This is a genomic window from Nocardiopsis dassonvillei subsp. dassonvillei DSM 43111, assembly GCF_000092985.1.
In the GTDB taxonomy this organism is placed as follows: Bacteria; Actinomycetota; Actinomycetes; order Streptosporangiales; family Streptosporangiaceae; genus Nocardiopsis; species Nocardiopsis dassonvillei.
This window is the reverse complement of record NC_014210.1, coordinates 1,827,134-1,845,273: the sequence shown is the minus strand read 5'-3', so window position 1 is coordinate 1,845,273 and position 18,140 is coordinate 1,827,134. Positions and strand designations below refer to the sequence as shown.

General features: G+C 72.6%; 14 protein-coding genes and 1 pseudogene. 3 read left to right on the top strand and 12 right to left on the bottom strand.

Annotated elements, in window-relative coordinates:
* Positions 1-8: 8 nt before the first annotated feature.
* The 5 genes from NDAS_RS07485 to NDAS_RS07465 form a co-directional block, all read right to left on the bottom strand.
* Positions 9-428 (bottom strand): DUF397 domain-containing protein, encoded by a 420-nt coding sequence (locus tag NDAS_RS07485; RefSeq protein WP_013152542.1) that lies wholly within the window; start codon positions 426-428, stop codon positions 9-11.
* 104 nt (positions 429-532) lie between these two features.
* Positions 533-1,384, bottom strand: coding sequence for a twin-arginine translocase subunit TatC (tatC, locus tag NDAS_RS07480; protein WP_041552527.1), 852 nt, complete (start codon positions 1,382-1,384; stop codon positions 533-535).
* Between the two features lie 152 nt (positions 1,385-1,536).
* Complete coding sequence (gene tatA / locus NDAS_RS07475) at positions 1,537-1,902, bottom strand: Sec-independent protein translocase subunit TatA (protein ID WP_013152540.1); 366 nt, start codon at positions 1,900-1,902, stop codon at positions 1,537-1,539.
* Between the two features lie 66 nt (positions 1,903-1,968).
* The gene (locus NDAS_RS07470) at positions 1,969-2,154 is read right to left on the bottom strand and encodes a hypothetical protein (protein ID WP_013152539.1); all 186 of its coding nucleotides are present in this window, start codon (positions 2,152-2,154) and stop codon (positions 1,969-1,971) included.
* Between the two features lie 60 nt (positions 2,155-2,214).
* Positions 2,215-4,266 (bottom strand): helix-turn-helix transcriptional regulator, encoded by a 2,052-nt coding sequence (locus tag NDAS_RS07465; RefSeq protein WP_013152538.1) that lies wholly within the window; start codon positions 4,264-4,266, stop codon positions 2,215-2,217.
* A 98-nt stretch (positions 4,267-4,364) separates the two neighbouring features.
* Here NDAS_RS07465 and NDAS_RS07460 point away from each other — a divergent pair, with 98 nt between their 5' ends.
* On the top strand, positions 4,365-5,480 hold the full coding sequence (locus NDAS_RS07460) for a DUF3866 family protein (RefSeq protein ID WP_013152537.1): 1,116 nt from the start codon (positions 4,365-4,367) through the stop codon (positions 5,478-5,480).
* An 896-nt stretch (positions 5,481-6,376) separates the two neighbouring features.
* On the opposite strand, the pseudogene NDAS_RS07455 reads toward NDAS_RS07460, so the two are convergent.
* The 6 genes and pseudogenes from NDAS_RS07455 to NDAS_RS07430 form a co-directional block, all read right to left on the bottom strand.
* Positions 6,377-7,366: pseudogene (locus tag NDAS_RS07455) on the bottom strand (methionyl-tRNA formyltransferase); the annotation flags it as partial.
* A 236-nt stretch (positions 7,367-7,602) separates the two neighbouring features.
* Complete coding sequence (locus NDAS_RS07450; protein ID WP_013152535.1) at positions 7,603-8,706, bottom strand: FKBP-type peptidyl-prolyl cis-trans isomerase; 1,104 nt, start codon at positions 8,704-8,706, stop codon at positions 7,603-7,605.
* 152 nt (positions 8,707-8,858) lie between these two features.
* Entirely contained in the window at positions 8,859-10,217 is a 1,359-nt protein-coding gene (gene pafA, locus NDAS_RS07445; protein WP_013152534.1) for a Pup--protein ligase, read from the bottom strand.
* Positions 10,218-10,331: 114 nt separating this feature from the next.
* Positions 10,332-11,093 carry a proteasome subunit alpha gene (prcA, locus tag NDAS_RS07440; protein WP_041552524.1) on the bottom strand — a complete coding sequence of 254 codons (762 nt, stop codon included), beginning with the start codon at positions 11,091-11,093 and terminating at the stop codon, positions 10,332-10,334.
* Positions 11,094-11,147: 54 nt separating this feature from the next.
* Complete coding sequence (gene prcB / locus NDAS_RS07435; protein ID WP_013152532.1) at positions 11,148-11,990, bottom strand: proteasome subunit beta; 843 nt, start codon at positions 11,988-11,990, stop codon at positions 11,148-11,150.
* A 166-nt stretch (positions 11,991-12,156) separates the two neighbouring features.
* On the bottom strand, positions 12,157-12,360 hold the full coding sequence (locus NDAS_RS07430; RefSeq protein ID WP_013152531.1) for a ubiquitin-like protein Pup: 204 nt from the start codon (positions 12,358-12,360) through the stop codon (positions 12,157-12,159).
* A gap of 805 nt (positions 12,361-13,165) precedes the next feature.
* Between NDAS_RS07430 and NDAS_RS07425 the strand changes: the two genes are divergently transcribed.
* Both NDAS_RS07425 and NDAS_RS07420 read left to right on the top strand, forming a co-directional pair.
* Positions 13,166-14,311: a S1 family peptidase gene (locus NDAS_RS07425; protein WP_013152530.1), complete on the top strand. Its 1,146-nt coding sequence runs from the start codon at positions 13,166-13,168 to the stop codon at positions 14,309-14,311.
* An 809-nt stretch (positions 14,312-15,120) separates the two neighbouring features.
* A complete protein-coding gene (locus tag NDAS_RS07420) occupies positions 15,121-16,275 on the top strand; it encodes a S1 family peptidase (RefSeq protein ID WP_013152529.1) in 1,155 nt (384 codons plus the stop codon).
* Between the two features lie 152 nt (positions 16,276-16,427).
* Here NDAS_RS07420 and NDAS_RS07415 read toward each other — a convergent pair whose 3' ends face one another.
* Positions 16,428-18,041: an amidohydrolase gene (locus NDAS_RS07415; RefSeq protein ID WP_013152528.1), complete on the bottom strand. Its 1,614-nt coding sequence runs from the start codon at positions 18,039-18,041 to the stop codon at positions 16,428-16,430.
* Between the last annotated feature and the right edge of the window lie 99 nt (positions 18,042-18,140).

Here is an 18,140-nt window from a genome sequence, read left to right as displayed (position 1 = left end):
GGCCGTTCCTACCCGGAGGCCCCCGCGTCGCCCTGCCCGGCCTCCTCGCGCTGGCGGCGGTGGTACTCCTCCATCGCCTTGGGCGTGTTCAGCGGCGAGGGGACCCAGGCCACCTCGGTGTCGACCTCGCCGCGCTGGATGCGGCGCTCCTCCTCGGTGAGGTACTCCTCGGGGATGTCGAACTCGCCGTCACGGGCGCCCAGGACGAAGGCCTCCCACTCGGCGGGGGTGAAGAACAGGGTGCCCTTCTCGGGGGACTTGCCGTCGCGCACCGCGCGGAAGCCGTCGTCGAAGGTGGCGACCTCGACCACGGCCTCGGACTCCTCCTTGGACAGGGAGGACCGCATCCAGACCGCGTCGGTGGTGTCGTGCCACTTCTCGTTGCCCATGGCCTCGGGCGGGAGCTCCCGCCCGGTCCGCTCGCTCATCGCACTTCCTCTTCCCAGCAACCGGCGTCGGCCGGGGTGCCCGGGCCGACGGGACAGCGCCGCGGCCTGTCCCACCGCCCGACCCTAGCGTGTGCCGGAGGGGCTCAGGAGCGCCTTCCGCTCTCCTCGCCCACGTCGGGACCGTCGAGCGGCGAGGGGGTCTCGTCCAGCTCGGAGGGCGTCTCGTCGAGTTCGGAGATCTGGTCGTCGTCCAGGCCGGCGTAGGGGTCGTCGCGCTTCCTGCGCCGGTCGTTGAGGAAGGCGAACAGCTCGGCCACCTCGAAGAGGACGACGAGCGGAACGGCCAGCGCGAGCATGGAGATCGGCTCGGCCGGGGTGATGACGGCCGCGATCACGAACACCGCGAAGATGATGACGCGGCGCCACTTGGCGATGGCCGCGTGCGGCAGGATCCCGATGATGTTGAGCAGCGCCACCAGAAGCGGCAGCACGAAGCCCAGGCCGAACATGCCCATCATGATGAGCATGTAGTTGAGGTACTCGCTGATGGTGAGGAAGGGATCGGCGTCCTCGGGCAGGAACCCGAAGAGCATCGTCAGCGCGTACGAGGTGATGAAGTACGCCAGGGTCGCGCCCACCGCGAACAGGACCGCGGCCAGGGGAGCGAAGACGTAGGCGTAGCGCTTCTCCCGACCGTGCAGGGCCGGGGCGACGAAGGCCCACAGCTGGTACAGCCAGAACGGCGCGGAGACGAGCGCGCCCACGAAGAGCCAGATCTTCATGGAGACGAAGAAGGCGTCGAAGGGCCCGGTGACGATGAGCGAGCAGTCGTCGGGACCGTTCACCTGGGACACCGGCAGGGAGCAGTAGGGCTCCACCAGGAAGTCCCACACCCAGTCGTCGGTCAGGACGCCGACCACCGTGCCCAGGGCGAGGGCGATCATCGCCTTCACCAGGCGGTTGCGCAGCTCGCGCAGGTGGTCCATGAGCGGCATCCGGGCCTCGGGGTTGGTGGCCCGGCTTCGTGCCCTCATCGTGCGGTCACTCTCTCGTCGTCTGCTCCGGCCCCGTGCCGCTCGGCGTCGGGGCCCTGGACTCCGGGGCGGGGCGGAGCCCGCGCGCGCGTCGCTCCACGGCCTCCGGGAAGCTAGTTGCCGTAGGTGCGGTGCGTGGTCTCACCGGACTCGTCGACGATGCGCTGGCCGGGGGGCAGCTGCGGGTAGCCCTGCTGCTGGGGCTGCTGCGGCTGCGGGTAGCCCTGCTGCTGGTAACCCTGCTGGGGCTGGCCCGGCGCGTTCTGCTGGGGGGCCTGCTGCTGGTGGGTCTGGGCGCGGGTGTCCGCGTTGTCCTCGGACTCGTTGTTGTCGTCGTCGACCAGGCCCTTGCTCTCGGCCTTGAGGATGCGCGCGCTGCGCCCCAGGGAGCGGGCCAGGTCCGGGAGCTTCTTGGCTCCGAAGAGCAGGATCGCCAGGACGATGAGGATGGCGATGGTAGGTCCGTTGAACGGTCCCATGGTTCTACCTCTCTGTGGGGCGCGACCAAGCGCCTTCGATGGTACGCGCATTCGGACGCGGGGCCATCACGGCCCCGCGCCGCCGCGGCCGACGCGCTCACGCAGGTCAGCGTTGCTCGCCCGGTACTCGTCCGACGCCCGTGCCACCGCCAGGGACAGCACCCCCGCCGCGCGGCGTGCGCGCAGCGCCAGGGCTCCGATGGCGACGAGTCCGGCCGCGACCACACCGAACAGGACAGCGAGGACTATCACGCTGCAACCTTATCCTTTCCGGACCGACCTGTCCCTTGCCCCGGGGTGAACGTCTGGGCCTCACTCGGACGACGAAGTGGTCTCGACCAATTTCGCGGAGGTTTGGGACGTCCGGTAGTGCTCCAGCGCACGGCGGGCCTCGGCCCGGGCCTCCTCGGCGAGCGCCACAGGAGACACCACGCGCCCCTGCTGCCCCAGACGCAGCGCCAGCCGCACCACCCAGGCCGGAGCGGGAGTGCGCAGAGTGGCGCGGACCCCTCCCCCGGGCAGTTCGGTCACCGACTCGCACACGTAGTCCTCGGTCACCCAGCGGGCCGCGGGCTCCAGGTCCAGGACGACCAGGGCGTCGCGCTCCGAGCGCTGGAGGACGCCCCCGGACAGGTCGCGGCGGCCCACCCCCGCGGGCACCTCGGCGGCGAAGGGCAGCACCGTCAGTTCCAGGACCCGGTCCAGGCGGAACAGGCGCACGTCCCGGCGCAGGTGGCAGTAGCCCTCCAGGAAGGGGTAGCCGTCCTGGACCACCAGCCCCATGGGGTCCACGTCGCGCTCGGTGACCTGGTCCAGGTAGCCCGACAGGTAGCGCAGGTGCAGGCGCTGGCCCGCCTCCAGCGCGTCGGCGCAGCGGCGCTGGGTCTGGGCGACCTGCTCGTCGCCCTCCACGCGCACCTGGACCGAGTCGGCCAGCGAGCCCACGGCGGCCCCCGCGGCGGCGCGCAGCTTCTCGCCCACCCGCTTGAGGGCGCCGGTCTCCAGGCCCTCGGTCTCGGGCAGCGCCTCCAGCAGGGACAGGCCCACGACCAGGCTGGCCGCCTCGTCGGCGGTCAGGCGCAGCGGCTGGGCGAGGGTGTCGGCGTTGGCGATGATGATCTCGCCGGTCTCCCTGGCCGCGTCGAGGTCGACGTCGATGAGGTCGCCGGGGGTGTAGCCGGGCAGGCCGCACATCCACAGCAGGCTGAGGTCGGCGACCACCTGCTTCTCGCTGAGCCCGAAGTGGCGGGCCACCTCGGGCACGCGCACGTCGCGACCCAGGGCGTAGGGGACGAGCATCAGCAGGCGGCGCAGCTGGTCGGCGGAGCGGGGACCGCGGACGGGGGCCTCGGTCTCCTCCACCGTGCCGGGACCGTCCGCGGCCTCGGCGGCGGGGGCCGTCTCGGCGGTGGCCGTCAGGTGGGCGGCCATGGCCTCACGGGCGCCCACGGGTTCGACGACGACCGCGTTGGAGCCGAAGTAGGCCACGCGCCGCACCAGGTCGGGGGTGTCGGTGTAGGGCAGGGTGAGCGTGTCCCAGCCGACGCCGGAGCTGTCGCGCTCGCCGGGCACCACGCGCAGGGCGCTGCGGCGCAGGGCGTGCGCGGAGTCGGTGCGCACCCGCAGGACGGCGGTGCGCTCGGACTCGGCGCTGTGGCCCGCGACCACCGAGCGCAGGTCCACACCCTCGGGGACGACGACGTCGGGGCCGCCGCGCAGGATGGTCACCTCACCGCGGATGCGGCCCAGACGGAAGACGCGGCGGGCGTCGCGCAGGCGGTCGTGACCGACCACGTACCAGTGTCCGCGCAGGTTGACGATGCCCCAGGGTTCGACCTCGCGGGTCTCGGCCTCGGTCTGGCCGGGCTTGCGGTAGGCGAAGGAGACGGGGCGCCGGTCGCGCACGGCCTGCCAGACCGGGCCGAAGGAGGGCTCGTCGGTGCGCATGGCGGGCGTGAGTCCGGGGGCGGCCTCGCTGTCGACGGGGACCCCGGCGGAGCGCAGCTTGAACAGGGCGTTGGCGGCGGCCTCGCCGAGGGAGGCGTGCCGCCAGGCGCGGGCGGCCAGGCCCAGGACGAGGGCCTCGTCGGGCAGGAGTTCGATCTCGGGCAGCTCGTAGTCGGAGCGGGAGATGCGGTAGCCCTCCTCGCCGCTGATGGCGTCGCCGGTGCCCACCTGGATGGGGATGCCGCTGTCGCGCAGTTCGCGCTTGTCGCGCTCGAACATGCGCTTGAAGGCGGACTCGGTCTCGGCCTCGGCGTAGCCGTGCACCGTCTTCCTGATCTCCTGAGCGGTCAGGTGGCGGCGCGTGGACAACAGACAGATGACCAGGTTCAGCTGTCGTTCCGTCTTCCTGCGCGACATCGTCCGCACCCTTCTCGCCCGTGGTGGATGGACCGGCGGCGGCTGACGCTGGCGCGTCGCCCGGGCACCGGTTCAGCAACGACGGTACCGTGCCTTGCATGATCCGGTGGCGCCGTGGTGAAGTCCGTCAGATCCTCCCCTCCTGGCCGGGGGTCGTGCTGTGCGCGGTGGCGCTGGAGCCCGTGGCCGAAGCGGACCGCAGAGGCCGCGGGGCCGCGGGAGCGGGCGGAGAGGTGACGTGCCGCGCGCTGGCCTACACCGACCTGGTGGGCGCGCCCGAGGCGGGCGACACCGTGCTGCTCAACACCGGCGCCCTGGACCTGGGGCTGGGGACGGGCGGGTACGCGCTGGTGGTGGCCGTGCCCGACCGGCTGCCCCCTGACCCCCGCGGGCCCGGCCACCTGGTCAAGGCCCGTTACACGCCGTTGCAGGCCACCGTGCTGGGCGCCGACGAGCAGGGCTCGCCCCACCACGAGGTGCTGCGCTCGGCCGAGGGTGTGGAGGGCATGCCGGTGGTGGTGGCCGACCTGCACTCGGCGCTGCCCGCCGTGGTGGCGGGGGTGCGCGCGCACCGGCCGGGGGCGCGGATCGTCCACGTGATGCTGGACGGGGGCGCGCTGCCCGCGGCGTTCTCGCGGCTGGTGGGCGCGCTGCGCGAGGAGGGTCTGCTGGCGGGGTGCGTGACCACGGGGCAGTCCTTCGGCGGTGACCTGGAGGCGGTGACCGTGCATTCGGGGCTGCTGGCTGCCCGGCACGTGCTGGGTGCGGACGTGGCGGTGGTGTGCCAGGGTCCGGGCAACCTGGGCACCGGGACGCCGTGGGGGTTCTCGGGAGTCTCGTGCGGTGAGGCGGTGAACGCGGCGGCGGTGCTGGGCGGGCGTCCGGTGGCGTCGCTGCGGGTGAGCGAGGCCGACGCGCGCGAGCGGCACCGGGGGGTGTCGCACCACAGCCTGACCGCCTACGGGCGGGTGGCGCTGGCGCGGGCGGAGGTGGTGGTGCCGCTGCTGCCGGGGGTGTTCGGCGAGCGCGTGCGCGTCCAGGCCGGGGCTCTGGGCGAGCGGCACACCCTGGTGGAGGTGGGTGTGGACGGGCTGGAGGAGGCGGTGCGGACGCTTCCGGTGAAGGTGTCGACGATGGGCCGTGGCCTGGAGGAGGACCGCGCGGCCTTCCTGAGCGCCGCGGCGGCGGGCCGCCACGCGGCCGCGCTGCTGTAGGCGCGGGTCAGGGGCGGCGCGGGCGGGTTGTCCACAGGCTCCGGAACGGTCTGGTTCGAGCTGGGTCCGGGCTTCTACCCTGGTTAAAGGGGGCGCTCGCGCCCCGCCCGCCCCGTGCTGCCCGGCCTTCGACAGACCCGGCCCGGCCCAACGCGCCGGGCTCCGGGCCCTCGCCGCGCCCCGCCAAAGCGCCGGGGTCCGCACCCCCGGCTTCTGCGCCTCCCGCCCCGGGTTGCGGGTTACGGGTTACGGGTTGCAGTGCGTCCCGCCCCGAACTCCGGCTTCCGGGCCTCCCGCCTCAGGCGCCTGGTCCCGGCGCGCCCCGCCCCAAACCGCGGGTTCCAGGCTCCGGGTCACGGGCACCGCGCCTCCCACTCCGAACTCCGGGCTCCTGGTTCCGGCACGTCCCGCCCCGGGTTATGGGCTCCGGGCTCCGGCGCGTCCCACCCAGAACCGCGGGCTCCGAGGCACGGCGGGCCCCACCCCAAGTCACGGGTTCCCGGCCGCCCCGCTCCTCAGCGCTGGTCGGCCGGACCGGGGTCGCCCGCCATGATCCCGGGCGCGAGGTCCGTACCGTCCCCCGCCTGCGCCTCCGGGGTCTGGGGCTCCGGCCCCCGCGTGTCGGGAACCCCTGCCTGCGGCGCCTGCGCCTCCGGGACGCGCCCCTCAGAAACCCGCTGCTCGGACCCCCGGGCCTCCGGAACCTCCGCCCCGGCCTCCCCGGCCGCACCCGAAGTCCCCGACGCGTCCGGTGCCCCCGACACGTTCGCCCCGGAAGCCCCCTCCTCCGGGGCCGGAGCCCGCGACCGCGCGCCGCCCTCCCCCGCCCCCGGGACCCCGGGCTCCGCGGCCCGTGCCTCCGGCGCGGTCCGGGCGGCGGGCACGACCCTGTTCGGTCCGCTCGGCGCCTGTCCGGGCAGGGGCGCCCGCCGGGTGCCCTCCAGCATGTGCTGGGAGGGGGCCTCGAAGAAGGTCCCGGGCCGGAACATCGCCAACGAGGTCGGCCGGGCGCGCACCCCCTCGTCCACCCGCAGCACCTCGGGCACGAACACGGCCCCGTCCCCGCAGGTGATCCCCCACTCCCGCCCCCGGCCGGTCGCGACCACCTGCCCGGGCGCCCCGCCGGCGACCCCGCCCACCAGGCGTCCCGAGCACAGCGTGATCCGGGCGCTGCCGAACATCGCGAACGCCCCCGGGTAGGGCTCGGCCAGCGCGCGCACCATCCGGTCCACGTCGCTTCCGGAGGCGGTGAGGTCGAGGTGGCCGTCGCTGGGGCGCCGGCGCGGCCACACCGACGCGTGGCCGCTCTGCGGCCGCCGGGGCGCGGTGCCCTCCAGCAGGCCCTCCATGTGGCGCACGAGCAGTTCCGCCTGGAGGAGCCCCACGCGTTCGTACAGACCGGCGGCGGTGGCGTCCGGGGCCACGTCGAACCAGGCCTGGTCGACGATGTCGCCGCTGTGCTCCTCCCCTTCGATGTGGAAGAGGGTCACGGCGCTGGAGCGCATGTCGCGCAGGATCGTCCACGGGATGGGCGCCCGGCCCCGGCCGACGGGCAGCGGCGCCGGGTGCAGCCCGACCCCGCCCAGAGCCAGGGAGGACAGGACCTCCTCCGGGACGGTTCCCGACCAGCCCGCGACGACCATCAGGTCGATGCCGTGGAAGGTGAGGGCCTCGCGCACCTCGCCCGAGTCGAGGGCGGCGCGCAGGTGCGGCAGACCGAGCCGGTCGGCGAGGGCCCCGTAGTCGTGGTAGCCGGAGCAGTGGGCCAACTCGGCGGGGTGGGACACCACCAGACCGGGCGGGAAGCCTCGGGCGCACAGCTCCTCCAGCGCCGGAACACCGAGGCCCAGCCCGGAGGCGTAGCAGTAGCGCCGACGGTCTGACATGAGCTCCCCCCTCGCCCGTCCACCGATGGATTCGACTCTACGCACCGGCCGGGGAAGGGCAGTGGAACGCGGTACCTGGGCGTGTCCGCCCAGGCGGGACCGGGCCGGACACGCGGACGCCCCCGCGGGTTCCCTCCCCGCGGGGGCGTCCGGTGTCGGCTCTCCGGGTGTGCGCGCCCGGCTGCGCCGGGGACCGCTCCCCGGCCCCGGGCGTGCACGGGACCGCGCCGGGAGGGCTACTCCCCGCCCTCCTCGGGCGCGGGGGACTCCTCCGGTGCGGCCTCCTCGCCGCCGGCGCCCTCGCCCTCTGCGGGCTCGGGGGCCGGGGGGTTGTCGTAGGCGCCCAGGATGTCGATGACGAAGACCAGCGTCCCGGCGGGGGCTCCCCCGGACTCCTCCTCGGTCTCGCCGTAGGCCATGTCGCCGGGCACGACCAGCATCAGGCGGCTGCCGACCGGCTGGCCGACGATGCCCTCGTCCCAGCCCTCGATGACCGCGCCCGCGCCGATCGTGGTGTCGAAGGGGTCGCCGCCGCGGCTCCAGGTGGAGTCGAACACCGGGTGTTCGCCGTTGTCGTCGGCCTCCCAGCGCACACCGCTGTACTGGACGATGACCTGCTGGCCCTCCTCGACCTCGGCGCCGTCGCCCTCGATGAGCGGGACGACCTCCAGGTTCTCGGGGGGATCGGTGTCGGGGACCTCGATGGTGGGCTCGCTGTGGCCCTCCTGGGTCACCGTGGGCAGGCCGTCGCCGCCGTCGGTGACCTGCTGGCCCTCCACGACCGAACCCTTGTTGAAGCGGTCCATCAGGTCGATGACCAGGACGCTCGCGCCCTCCTGGACGGGCTGTCCCGACATCTCGGCCTGCTGGCGCTCCTGCTCGGTCAGGGGCGGGAAGACGTACACGGCCCGGCTGCCGACCGGCTGGCTGACCAGCACGTCGCTGATCTCCGCGGGCATCTGCTCCATGCGGATCAGGTCCGGGGCGCCGGTCTCGTAGCTGGACTGCCCCTCGACGGGCGCGCCCTCGCCGGGGCCGGTCCACTGGAACTGGACGACGTTGGCGATCAGGAGGTCGTCGGCGCGCACCAGCTCGTTCTCGCCCGGGCCCTCGTCGACGACGCCCGCGATCTGCTCGGTGGGGGGCTCCTCGTCGGGGAAGGCGACCTCCGGTTCCTCACCGACCTCGCCGGTGACTTCGGGAAGCCGCGGGTCGAGCTGGTCCTCCCCCATACGCATGAAGGCGGGAGTACGCCACTCTTCGGGGATGTTTCCGCAGCTTGAGACCGCCAGGGCGATCGCGGTCAGCGGCACCGCGAGGGCGGCAGCACGTCGGTGCATGGGTCACAACCTCTGATTTCCGGCTTGGGACAGAGTCACACTACCGAAAAGAGGGGCCGTAACCATCCCCTGGAACGCCACGAACGCCGGAGCCCCGCCGCGGACGGCCTTCGACCGCCGGACGGGGCTCCGGGAGCAGGGGACCGGAAGTCCTACATACCGGCGATGAGCTTCTCCACCCGCTCGTCCACCGACTTGAAGGGGTCCTTGCACAGCACCGTGCGCTGGGCCTGGTCGTTGAGCTTGAGGTGCACCCAGTCCACCGTGAAGTCGCGGCGCTGCTCCTGGGCGCGCCGGATGAACTCGCCGCGCAGCCGGGCCCGCGTGGTCTGCGGCGGCACCGACTTGGCCTCGAAGATCTTGAGGTCGCCGACCACCCGTTCCATCTGGCCGCGGCCCTGGAGCAGGTAGAACAGTCCCCGGTCGCGGTGGATGTCGTGGTAGGTCAGGTCGAGCTGGGCCACCCGCGGCGAGGACAGGGACAGGTCGTGCTTGTCGCGGTAGCGCTCCAGCAGCAGGTACTTGGCCACCCAGTCGATCTCGCGGGAGACGGTCTCCAGGTTCTGGGTCTCGACCGCCTCCAGGGTGCGCTGCCACAGCTCCAGGACGCGCTTGCCGGTGGCGTCGGTGCCGTGCCGGTCGACGTAGCTCTGCACCTTGTCCAGGTACTCGCGCTGGATCTCCAGCGCGCTGGCCTCGCGCCCGTTGGCCAGGCGTACCTTGCGGCGGCCGGTCATGTCGTGGCTGACCTCGCGGATGGCCCGGATCGGGTTCTCCAGCGTGTAGTCGCGCATGACCACCCCGGCCTCGATCATGCGCAGCACCAGGTCGGTGGAGCCCAGCTTGAGCAGGTTGGTGGTCTCGCTCATGTTGGAGTCGCCGACGATGACGTGCAGGCGCCGGAAGCGCTCGGCGTCCGCGTGCGGCTCGTCGCGGGTGTTGATGATGGGGCGCGAGCGGGTGGTGGCCGAGGAGACGCCCTCCCAGATGTGCTCGGCGCGCTGGCTGACGCAGAACAGGGCGCCGCGGGGGGTCTGGAGCACCTTTCCGGCGCCGCAGATGATCTGGCGGGTGACCAGGAAGGGGATGAGCACGTCGGCCAGGCGTCCGAACTCGCCGTGCCGTCCCACGAGGTAGTTCTCGTGGCAGCCGTAGGAGTTGCCCGCCGAGTCGGTGTTGTTCTTGAACAGGTAGATGTCCCCGGCGATGCCCTCCTCGTGCAGGCGCTGCTCGGCGTCGACCTGCAGCCCCTCCAGGATGCGCTCGCCGGCCTTGTCGTGGGCCACCAGGTCCACGAGACTGTCGCACTCGGGGGTGGCGTACTCGGGGTGGCTGCCCACGTCCAGGTACAGGCGGGCGCCGTTGCGCAGGAACACGTTGCTGCTGCGCCCCCAGGAGACCACCCTGCGGAAGAGGTAGCGGGCGACCTCGTCCGGGGACAGGCGGCGCTGTCCACGGAAGGTGCACGTGACCCCGTACTCGTTCTCCAGCCCGAAGATCCGTCGTTCCACGCGGCCTCACCAACTTCCCGTCACCGGGGTGTGGACGACGGGGCCGCGCCGTCCACACCCGCCCGGCCGGTGCGGCGCCTCGGGAGCGCCGCACCGTGAATCATCGTTTCCAGGTCACTCGTCGGTCCCGCCCGTGGTGGTGCTTCCGGTGGTTCCGGTGCTTGCGGTGCCGCCTCCGGCCGTCCTGCCCTCCGCGATGAGGTCGGTCAGGCGCTGGCCGTGGATGCGGCGGAACTTGCGGTGCTCCCTGGACCGCTCCAGGACCGCGACCTCCAGGTTGGTGGCCTCCAGTTCGCGCTCCTCGCCGTTCTCCCTGGCCAGGGCGTGGGTGGCCGCGTTGAGGGCGGCGCTGAGGGGGGCGTCGGCGGCGAAGCGGTCCTTGAGCACGCCGGACACGTGCTCGGAGGAGCCCCCCACGGCCACGAAGCCCTGCTCGTCCACGATGGAGCCGTCGAAGGTGATGCGGTAGATCTCGTCGTCGGCCGCGGTGTCGCCGACCTCGGCGACGACGATCTCCACCTCCCAGGGCTTGAGGCTCTCGCTGAACACGGTGCCCAGGGTCTGGGCGTAGATGTTGGCGAGCTGGCGCCCGCTGACGTCGCGGCGGTCGTACTGGTATCCGCGCACGTCGGCGAAGCGCACGCCCATCAGGCGCAGGTTCTCGAACTCGGGGTAGCGGCCGACGGCGGCGAAGCCGATCCGGTCGTAGAGCTCGCTGATCTTGTGCAGGGTGCGGGACATGTTGTCCGCCACCAGGAGGATCCCGCCCTCGTACTGCAGGACGACGGCGCTGCGGCCGCGCGCGATGCCCTTGCGCGCGTAGTCCGCCTTGTCCTTCATCTGCTGTTCGGGGGCGACGTAGAACGGCATCGACACCGCGGATCGTTTCCTTACCTAGTCGGGAGATGTCTGGTGTGGGACGGGGCCGGTTCAGCCCAGCGTGGCCGTGGGGCCGTCGGGGTCGGCCGCGCGTCCCTGGACCACCTCGGTCGCCAGGCGGGCCACGTCCTCGGCGGGCAGACGGCGGTGGCCGTCCTCGGTGACGACGTCGACGAGGGGGAAGATCTTGCGGTGCAGGTCGGGGCCACCGGTGGCGGAGTCGTCGTCGGCGGCGTCGTAGAGGGCCTCCAGGGCGACCTTGGCGGCGCCGGTCTGGTCGAGGTCATCGCGGTAGAGCTTCTTGATCGCGCCCCTGGCGAAGACCGATCCGGAGCCGATGGAGTGGTAGCGCTGCTCCTCGTAGCGGCCGCCGGTGGCGTCGTAGCTGAACACGCGGCCCTGTCCGGTGTTCTCGTCGTAGCCGACCAGCAGCGGGACGACGACGAAGCCCTGCATGGCCAGGCCGAGGTTGCCGCGCACCATCTGCGCGAGCTTGTTGGCCTTACCCTCCAGGGAGAGCGAGCGGCCCTCCATCTTCTCGTAGTGCTCCAGCTCGACCTGGTAGAGGCGGGCCAGCTCGATGCCGAATCCGGCCGAACCCGCGATGGCCACGGCGGAGTACTCGTCGGTGCGGAAGACCTTCTCCATGTCGCGGTTGGCGATGATGTTGCCCTGCGTGGCCCTGCGGTCGCCCGCCAGGAGCACGCCGCCGGGGAAGGTCAGTGCGACGATGGTCGTGGCGTCGGGGGTGAGGTGCTCGGTCCCGCCGCCCGGGGGCAGCTTGTGTCCGGGCAGCATCTCGGGGCGGACCGAACTGAGAAACTCGGTGAAGGACGAGGTTCCCGCACTCATGAAAGCGGCGGGCAACCGTCCGCCCTCGAACCCTTCGAACACGCGACTCCCTCCACGCGCGCCCCACCCCGTCATGGGGGCGGGTGGGGCGCCTGTTGTCCTTGTTGTCTGCGGTGGCTGTGCGCCGACCGTTGGAACTGACCCTAGTCCTGTGCGCGGCGGGGCTGGCGGCGCTGGAGTGCGCTGTCAGCGAACCGCCGCGGGTCGGCTACTGGCCGCCCTTCTGCACGAACTGTCGGACGAAGTCCTCGGCGTTGCTCTCCAGCACGTCGTCGATCTCGTCGAGGATGTCGTCGACGTCCTCGTCCAACTGGTCCTTGCGCTCCTGAACGTCCGCCGAGGCCTCGGTCTCCTCGACCTCCTCGTCGCGGCGCGAGGCGTGCTTCTGGCCGCCCGTGTCCTTCGTCGCCATAGCCTGTTACCTCCCGTTCGGGCTCCCCGTTCGGGGCTCTTGCCCTTATCTTGGCCCAACACCGGGCGCCTCAACCCCCTTCCCGGGGCCCGATACTCGCTAGTTACCTCGGATCGTCCCATGTGCGCGCGCACGTGCTCGTACGCGTGTGCGCCGCGTCCCGGGCGTGTCACGGACGACGCCGCACGGCGTCGGCGGGGCCGCCGGACCCGCTCCTCCTCAGGCCCGGAGCGGAGCGGGTCCGTCCGCGCGGAGGACACGGAGGGCACGGAAGAACCCGCTCCCGCCCTCCGCCCGTCCCCTCGGGATCCCACGCCGCGCCGCCCGGGAAGGGCCGCCACAGGTACGGCTGTTCGCTACGCGCACGGGAGTTACCCGCGGGTCACCGCCCTGACCTTCGGGGTTACTCCTACGTGTCCGCGCGGTCACGAATGGCACTCGGTTCCGATGGCCGCATCCGGCCACGAGACACCCCTTGCCAACACCGCGTTTCCGTGTTGCGGAAGCGATACGGCAGAGAAGCACAAGGTCAGACACACCATCACCATGCGTCACATATTGCAATTCATATGGTCATCCGATGGCCCAATCATCCCTGGAAAGACAGACCCTCGCATCCGCTCTTCCGCTATCCAGGTTGTGCACTTATGGTGTGTGTCCGTTTACCGATTGTCCTGGAGACAGGGCTCTCGGTGGACGCATCGTGGGGTCGGGCCCCCTGCACGGCCCCACCGGAGTCCGACGTCCTCGCCGGCGGGCGTCGGGCCCCGAACCCCCGTCAGTTCCCCGAGGAGAGTAGGGATCTATGCGACCCTCCCCCGCTATCTCCGCTATCGGCACCGGCGCACTCGCGTTCGGTCTGGCGTTCTCCGTGACGCCGGGCGCCAGTGCGGCGACCGTACCGGCCGAGCCAGCGAGCGAGGCCCAGACGATGATGGAAGCGCTGCAGAGAGACCTCGGCCTCACCCCGCTCGGGGCCGAGGAGCTGCTCTCGGCGCAGGAAGAGGCGATCGAGACCGACGCCGAGGCCACCGAGGCCGCGGGAGCGTCCTACGGCGGCTCCCTGTTCGACACCGAGACCCTCCAGCTCACCGTGCTGGTGACCGACGCCTCGGCCGTCGAGGCGGTGGAGGCCACCGGCGCCGAGGCCACCGTGGTCTCACACGGCACCGAGGGCCTGGCCGAGGTGGTCGACGCGCTCGACGAGACCGGCGGCCGGGAAGGGGTCGTCGGCTGGTACCCGGATGTGGAGAGCGACACCGTCGTGGTCCAGGTCGCCGAGGGCGCCAGCGCCGACGGCCTCATCGAGGCCGCGGGCGTGGACCCCTCCGCCGTCCGGGTGGAGGAGACCAGCGAGACGCCGCGCCTGTACGCCGACATCGTCGGCGGCGAGGCGTACTACATGGGCGGCGGACGCTGCTCGGTCGGGTTCGCCGTGACCGACGGTTCCGGCGCGGGCGGCTTCGTGACGGCGGGCCACTGCGGCACCGTCGGCACCGGCGCCGAGAGCTCCGACGGCAGCGGATCCGGAACCTTCCAGGAGTCCGTCTTCCCGGGCAGCGACGGCGCCTTCGTCGCGGCCACCTCCAACTGGAACGTGACCAACCTGGTCAGCCGGTACGACTCCGGCAGCCCCCAGGCGGTGTCGGGTTCCAGCCAGGCCCCGGAGGGCTCGGCGGTGTGCCGCTCCGGCTCCACCACCGGCTGGCACTGCGGGACCATCGAGGCCCGCGGCCAGACGGTGAGCTACCCGCAGGGCACGGTCCAGGACCTGACCCGGACGGACGTGTGCGCCGAGCCCGGTGACTCCGGCGGCTCGTTCATCGCCGGTTCGCAGGCCCAGGGCGTCACCTCCGGCGGCTCGGGCAACTGCACTTCCGGCGGCACGACCTACTACCAGGAGGTCACTCCCCTGCTGAGCAGCTGGGGGCTGTCCCTGGTGACCGGGTAACGCTCCGGTAGCGCCCACGGCGCCCCCGTCCACGGCAGTGGACGGGGGCGCCTTTTCTCATGGGGACACCCCTCGTGGGGACACCCCTCGTGGGGGCGCCTCACGTGGGGGCGCCTCACGTGGCGGCATCTATCGTGGGCGCGCCCCGTATTCGTGCGCGCGCGTCCACGACCGCCCTTTCCCGGATTCGCGCGAGCCCTCGGGCCGTGCCGCACGAGCGCGGACCCGCCCTTCTCCGGGAGCACGCGCGAGGCCGCTCACACCATCGCGGCGGCGCGGCGCGGACACCACTCCGGGGGCACGCGCGGGAGCCTCAGGCGCCCCGCAAGCCCCCTGCGTGTCCGGGTTCGGCCACGGGCGCGTCCACCCTCCCCCGGGGCCGCATCTGGCCGAAAGGCCCCGGAGGGCCACCCTTGACCTTTGGAGTTACACCCCTGTAGCCGTGGTGTTACGGATGGCACCCGGTACCGGCGTCCGCATCCGGCCACGAAGCACTCCTTGACACGACGACCCCGCTTCACTCCGTCACCGGACGAACGCGAGGATCGCAAGGTCGCACGCAGAGCGACTACGCGTAGCCATCGCGAAACGAAGGGTCATGGGACAATCCCTCATCCTTCTGAATGAATACACACCACACGGGTCTTTGCAGCGTCAAAGTGTGCACTTATGTTGGTGATCGTTTACCGGACGTCTCGGTGAATTTCGGGAATCGGATCAACTTCGATCCCCGAAAGGGGCTTTTCGCTCCTACAGGAACGCGAAGCCCTGAATCCCCCGTCTATCCCCCTTGGAGAGTAGGGACCCCCATGAGACCCTCCAGCATCATCTCCGCCGTGGGCACAGGAGCCCTGGCCTTCGGCATGGCACTGGCCATGGCCCCCGGAGCCCTCGCGGCGCCGGCCCCCGTCCCCCAGACCCCCGTCGCCGACGACAGCGCCGCCAGCATGACCGAGGCGCTCAAGCGCGACCTCGACCTCACATCGGCCGAGGCCGAGGAGCTGCTCTCGGCGCAGGAAGCCGCCATCGAGACCGACGCCGAGGCCACCGAGGCCGCGGGCGAGGCCTACGGCGGTTCCCTGTTCGACACCGAGACCCTCGAACTCACCGTGCTGGTCACCGACGCCTCCGCCGTCGAGGCGGTCGAGGCCACCGGAGCCCAGGCCACCGTCGTCTCCCACGGCACCGAGGGCCTGACCGAGGTCGTCGAGGACCTCAACGGCGCCGAGGTTCCCGAGAGCGTCCTCGGCTGGTACCCGGACGTGGAGAGCGACACCGTCGTGGTCGAGGTGCTGGAGGGCTCCGACGCCGACGTCGCCGCCCTGCTCGCCGACGCCGGTGTGGACTCCTCCTCGGTCCGGGTGGAGGAGACCGAGGAGGCCCCGCAGGTCTACGCCGACATCATCGGCGGCCTGGCCTACTACATGGGCGGCCGCTGCTCCGTCGGCTTCGCCGCGACCAACAGCGCCGGTCAGCCCGGTTTCGTCACCGCCGGCCACTGCGGCACCGTCGGCACCGGCGTGACCATCGGCAACGGCACCGGCACCTTCCAGAACTCGGTCTTCCCCGGCAACGACGCCGCCTTCGTCCGCGGTACCTCCAACTTCACCCTGACCAACCTGGTCTCGCGCTACAACTCCGGCGGCTACCAGTCGGTGACCGGTACCAGCCAGGCCCCGGCCGGCTCGGCCGTGTGCCGCTCCGGCTCCACCACCGGCTGGCACTGCGGCACCATCCAGGCCCGCAACCAGACCGTGCGCTACCCGCAGGGCACCGTCTACTCGCTCACCCGTACCAACGTGTGCGCCGAGCCCGGTGACTCCGGCGGTTCGTTCATCTCCGGCTCGCAGGCCCAGGGCGTCACCTCCGGCGGCTCCGGCAACTGCTCCGTCGGCGGCACGACCTACTACCAGGAGGTCACCCCGATGATCAACTCCTGGGGCGTCAGGATCCGCACCAGCTGACACACCCTCCAGCACGTCCCCCGTCCGCGCGCAGACGCGGGCGGGGGACGCCCGTGTCCGGCGGCCCCGGGCGGCCGGAAACCGTGGGGGCTCGCGCGGACGGCGGGCGCAAGCCGGCGGGAGGCGCGACCGGGCACGGTCCCGGCCGGGACTCAGGGGGCGCGGTGGACGACGCGGCCGTCGAGCACCGTCATCCACGCGTCGACCTCGCGCAGCCGCTCGGCGGGCAGGGCCTCCACGTCGCGGTCCAGCACCACCAGGTCGGCCAGGTGTCCGGGGCGCAGCGCTCCCAGGCGGTCCTCCACGCCCAGCGCGTGCGCGGCGTCCAGGGTGTGGGCGCGCAGGGCCTCGTGCAGGGTGACGGCCTGCTCGACGCCGATCTCCCGGCCCTCGCGGGTGGTGCGGCACACCGCGTTGGCCACGGTGTCCATCGGGCGCAGGCTGGAGACGAAGGAGTCGCTGGAGAGCACCGGGCGCAGCCCCAGGTCCAGTTCCTCGCGCATGGGCTGGAGCCGGTGGGCCCGCTCCCCCAGGCGGCGCAGGAAGTCGCCGCCGCTGTCGTACAGGAAGTTGGGCTGGTTGACGGGGATGACGCCGTAGTCGGTGAAGCGCTTGGCCTGCTCCGGGGTGGGGTAACCGCAGTGCTCCACGCGCGGGCGCGGGTCGGGGCCCGACACCCGCGCGGCCGAGGCGATGGCGGCCAGGGTGTTGTCCATGGCCGCGTCGCCCTGGGTGTGGACGGCCACCTGCCAGCCCTCCGCGGCGGCCCGCGTGACCAGGTCCACGAGCTGGTCGGGGTGGTGGTAGAGGCTGCCCGCGAACTCGCCGTGCTCGCCGTAGGGGACGCTGAACTTGGCGGTGCCGCCCAGCAGGGTGCCGTCGGAGTAGAACTTCATGCCGGTCAGCCGCAGCCAGTCGTCGCCGAAGGGGCTGGCCAGCCCGGCGGAGGTGAGCGCGTCCAGCTGGTGGGACAGCGGCATGCCGAACGTGCGCAGCGGCAGGGTCCCGGCCGCGCGGGCGGCCCGGTACACGCGCAGCTCGCGTGCCGAGACCTGCGGGTCGCACACGGTGGTGACCCCGGCCGACAGGTAGGGGTCGGCCGCGGCGGCCAACCAGCCCAGGAGCTGTTCGGCGGGCAGGTCGGTGTGGAAGTTGGGGCCGTGGCAGCCGATGTCCACGGCCAGGGGCAGCAGCAGCTCCATGGCCGAGTCCAGGACCATGCCCGTCAGGCGCCCGCCCTCGTCGCGCACGAAGGAGCCGCCCGCCGGGTCGGGGACGTCCTCGCCGATACCGCTCCAGGCCAGGGCGGCGGAGTTGACCACGGCCTGGTGGCCCGAGACGTGGTAGACGATGACCGGGTGCTCCCCGGTGGCCCCGTCCAGGTCGCGGCGGGTGGGCCGCCCTCCCGGGAACTTGGCGTCGTCCATGTGGAAGGCGCGGATCCACTGGCCGGGCGGGGTGCGCTCGGCCTCGGCCCCGATGACGGCGACCAGGTCGGCGGCGCTGCCCACCCGGGGGTACCCGGCGTCGACGGCGGCCAGCGACTCGGCGGTGGAGAGCAGGTGGTTGTGCGGGTCGATGAATCCGGGCAGGACGGTCCGTCCGCCCGCGTCCACCTCCACCGCGCCCGGGCCCGCGGCGGCGCGGGCGGCCTCGGTGTCCCCGGCCAGGCGGACCCGGCCCTCGCGCACGGCCACGGCGCGGGCCCGGGGGTTGGCGTCGTCCATGGTCAGGACGTTGGCGTTGTGGATGAGCAGACCGGACACGGGTGGGATTCCTCCTCGGTGGGCTGGCGCCGGACCGGTCGGCCCGGCGGCGGTGCGGGGGGACGCGCGGCGGTCGGAGGGGCCGCGCGGCGGTCGGGC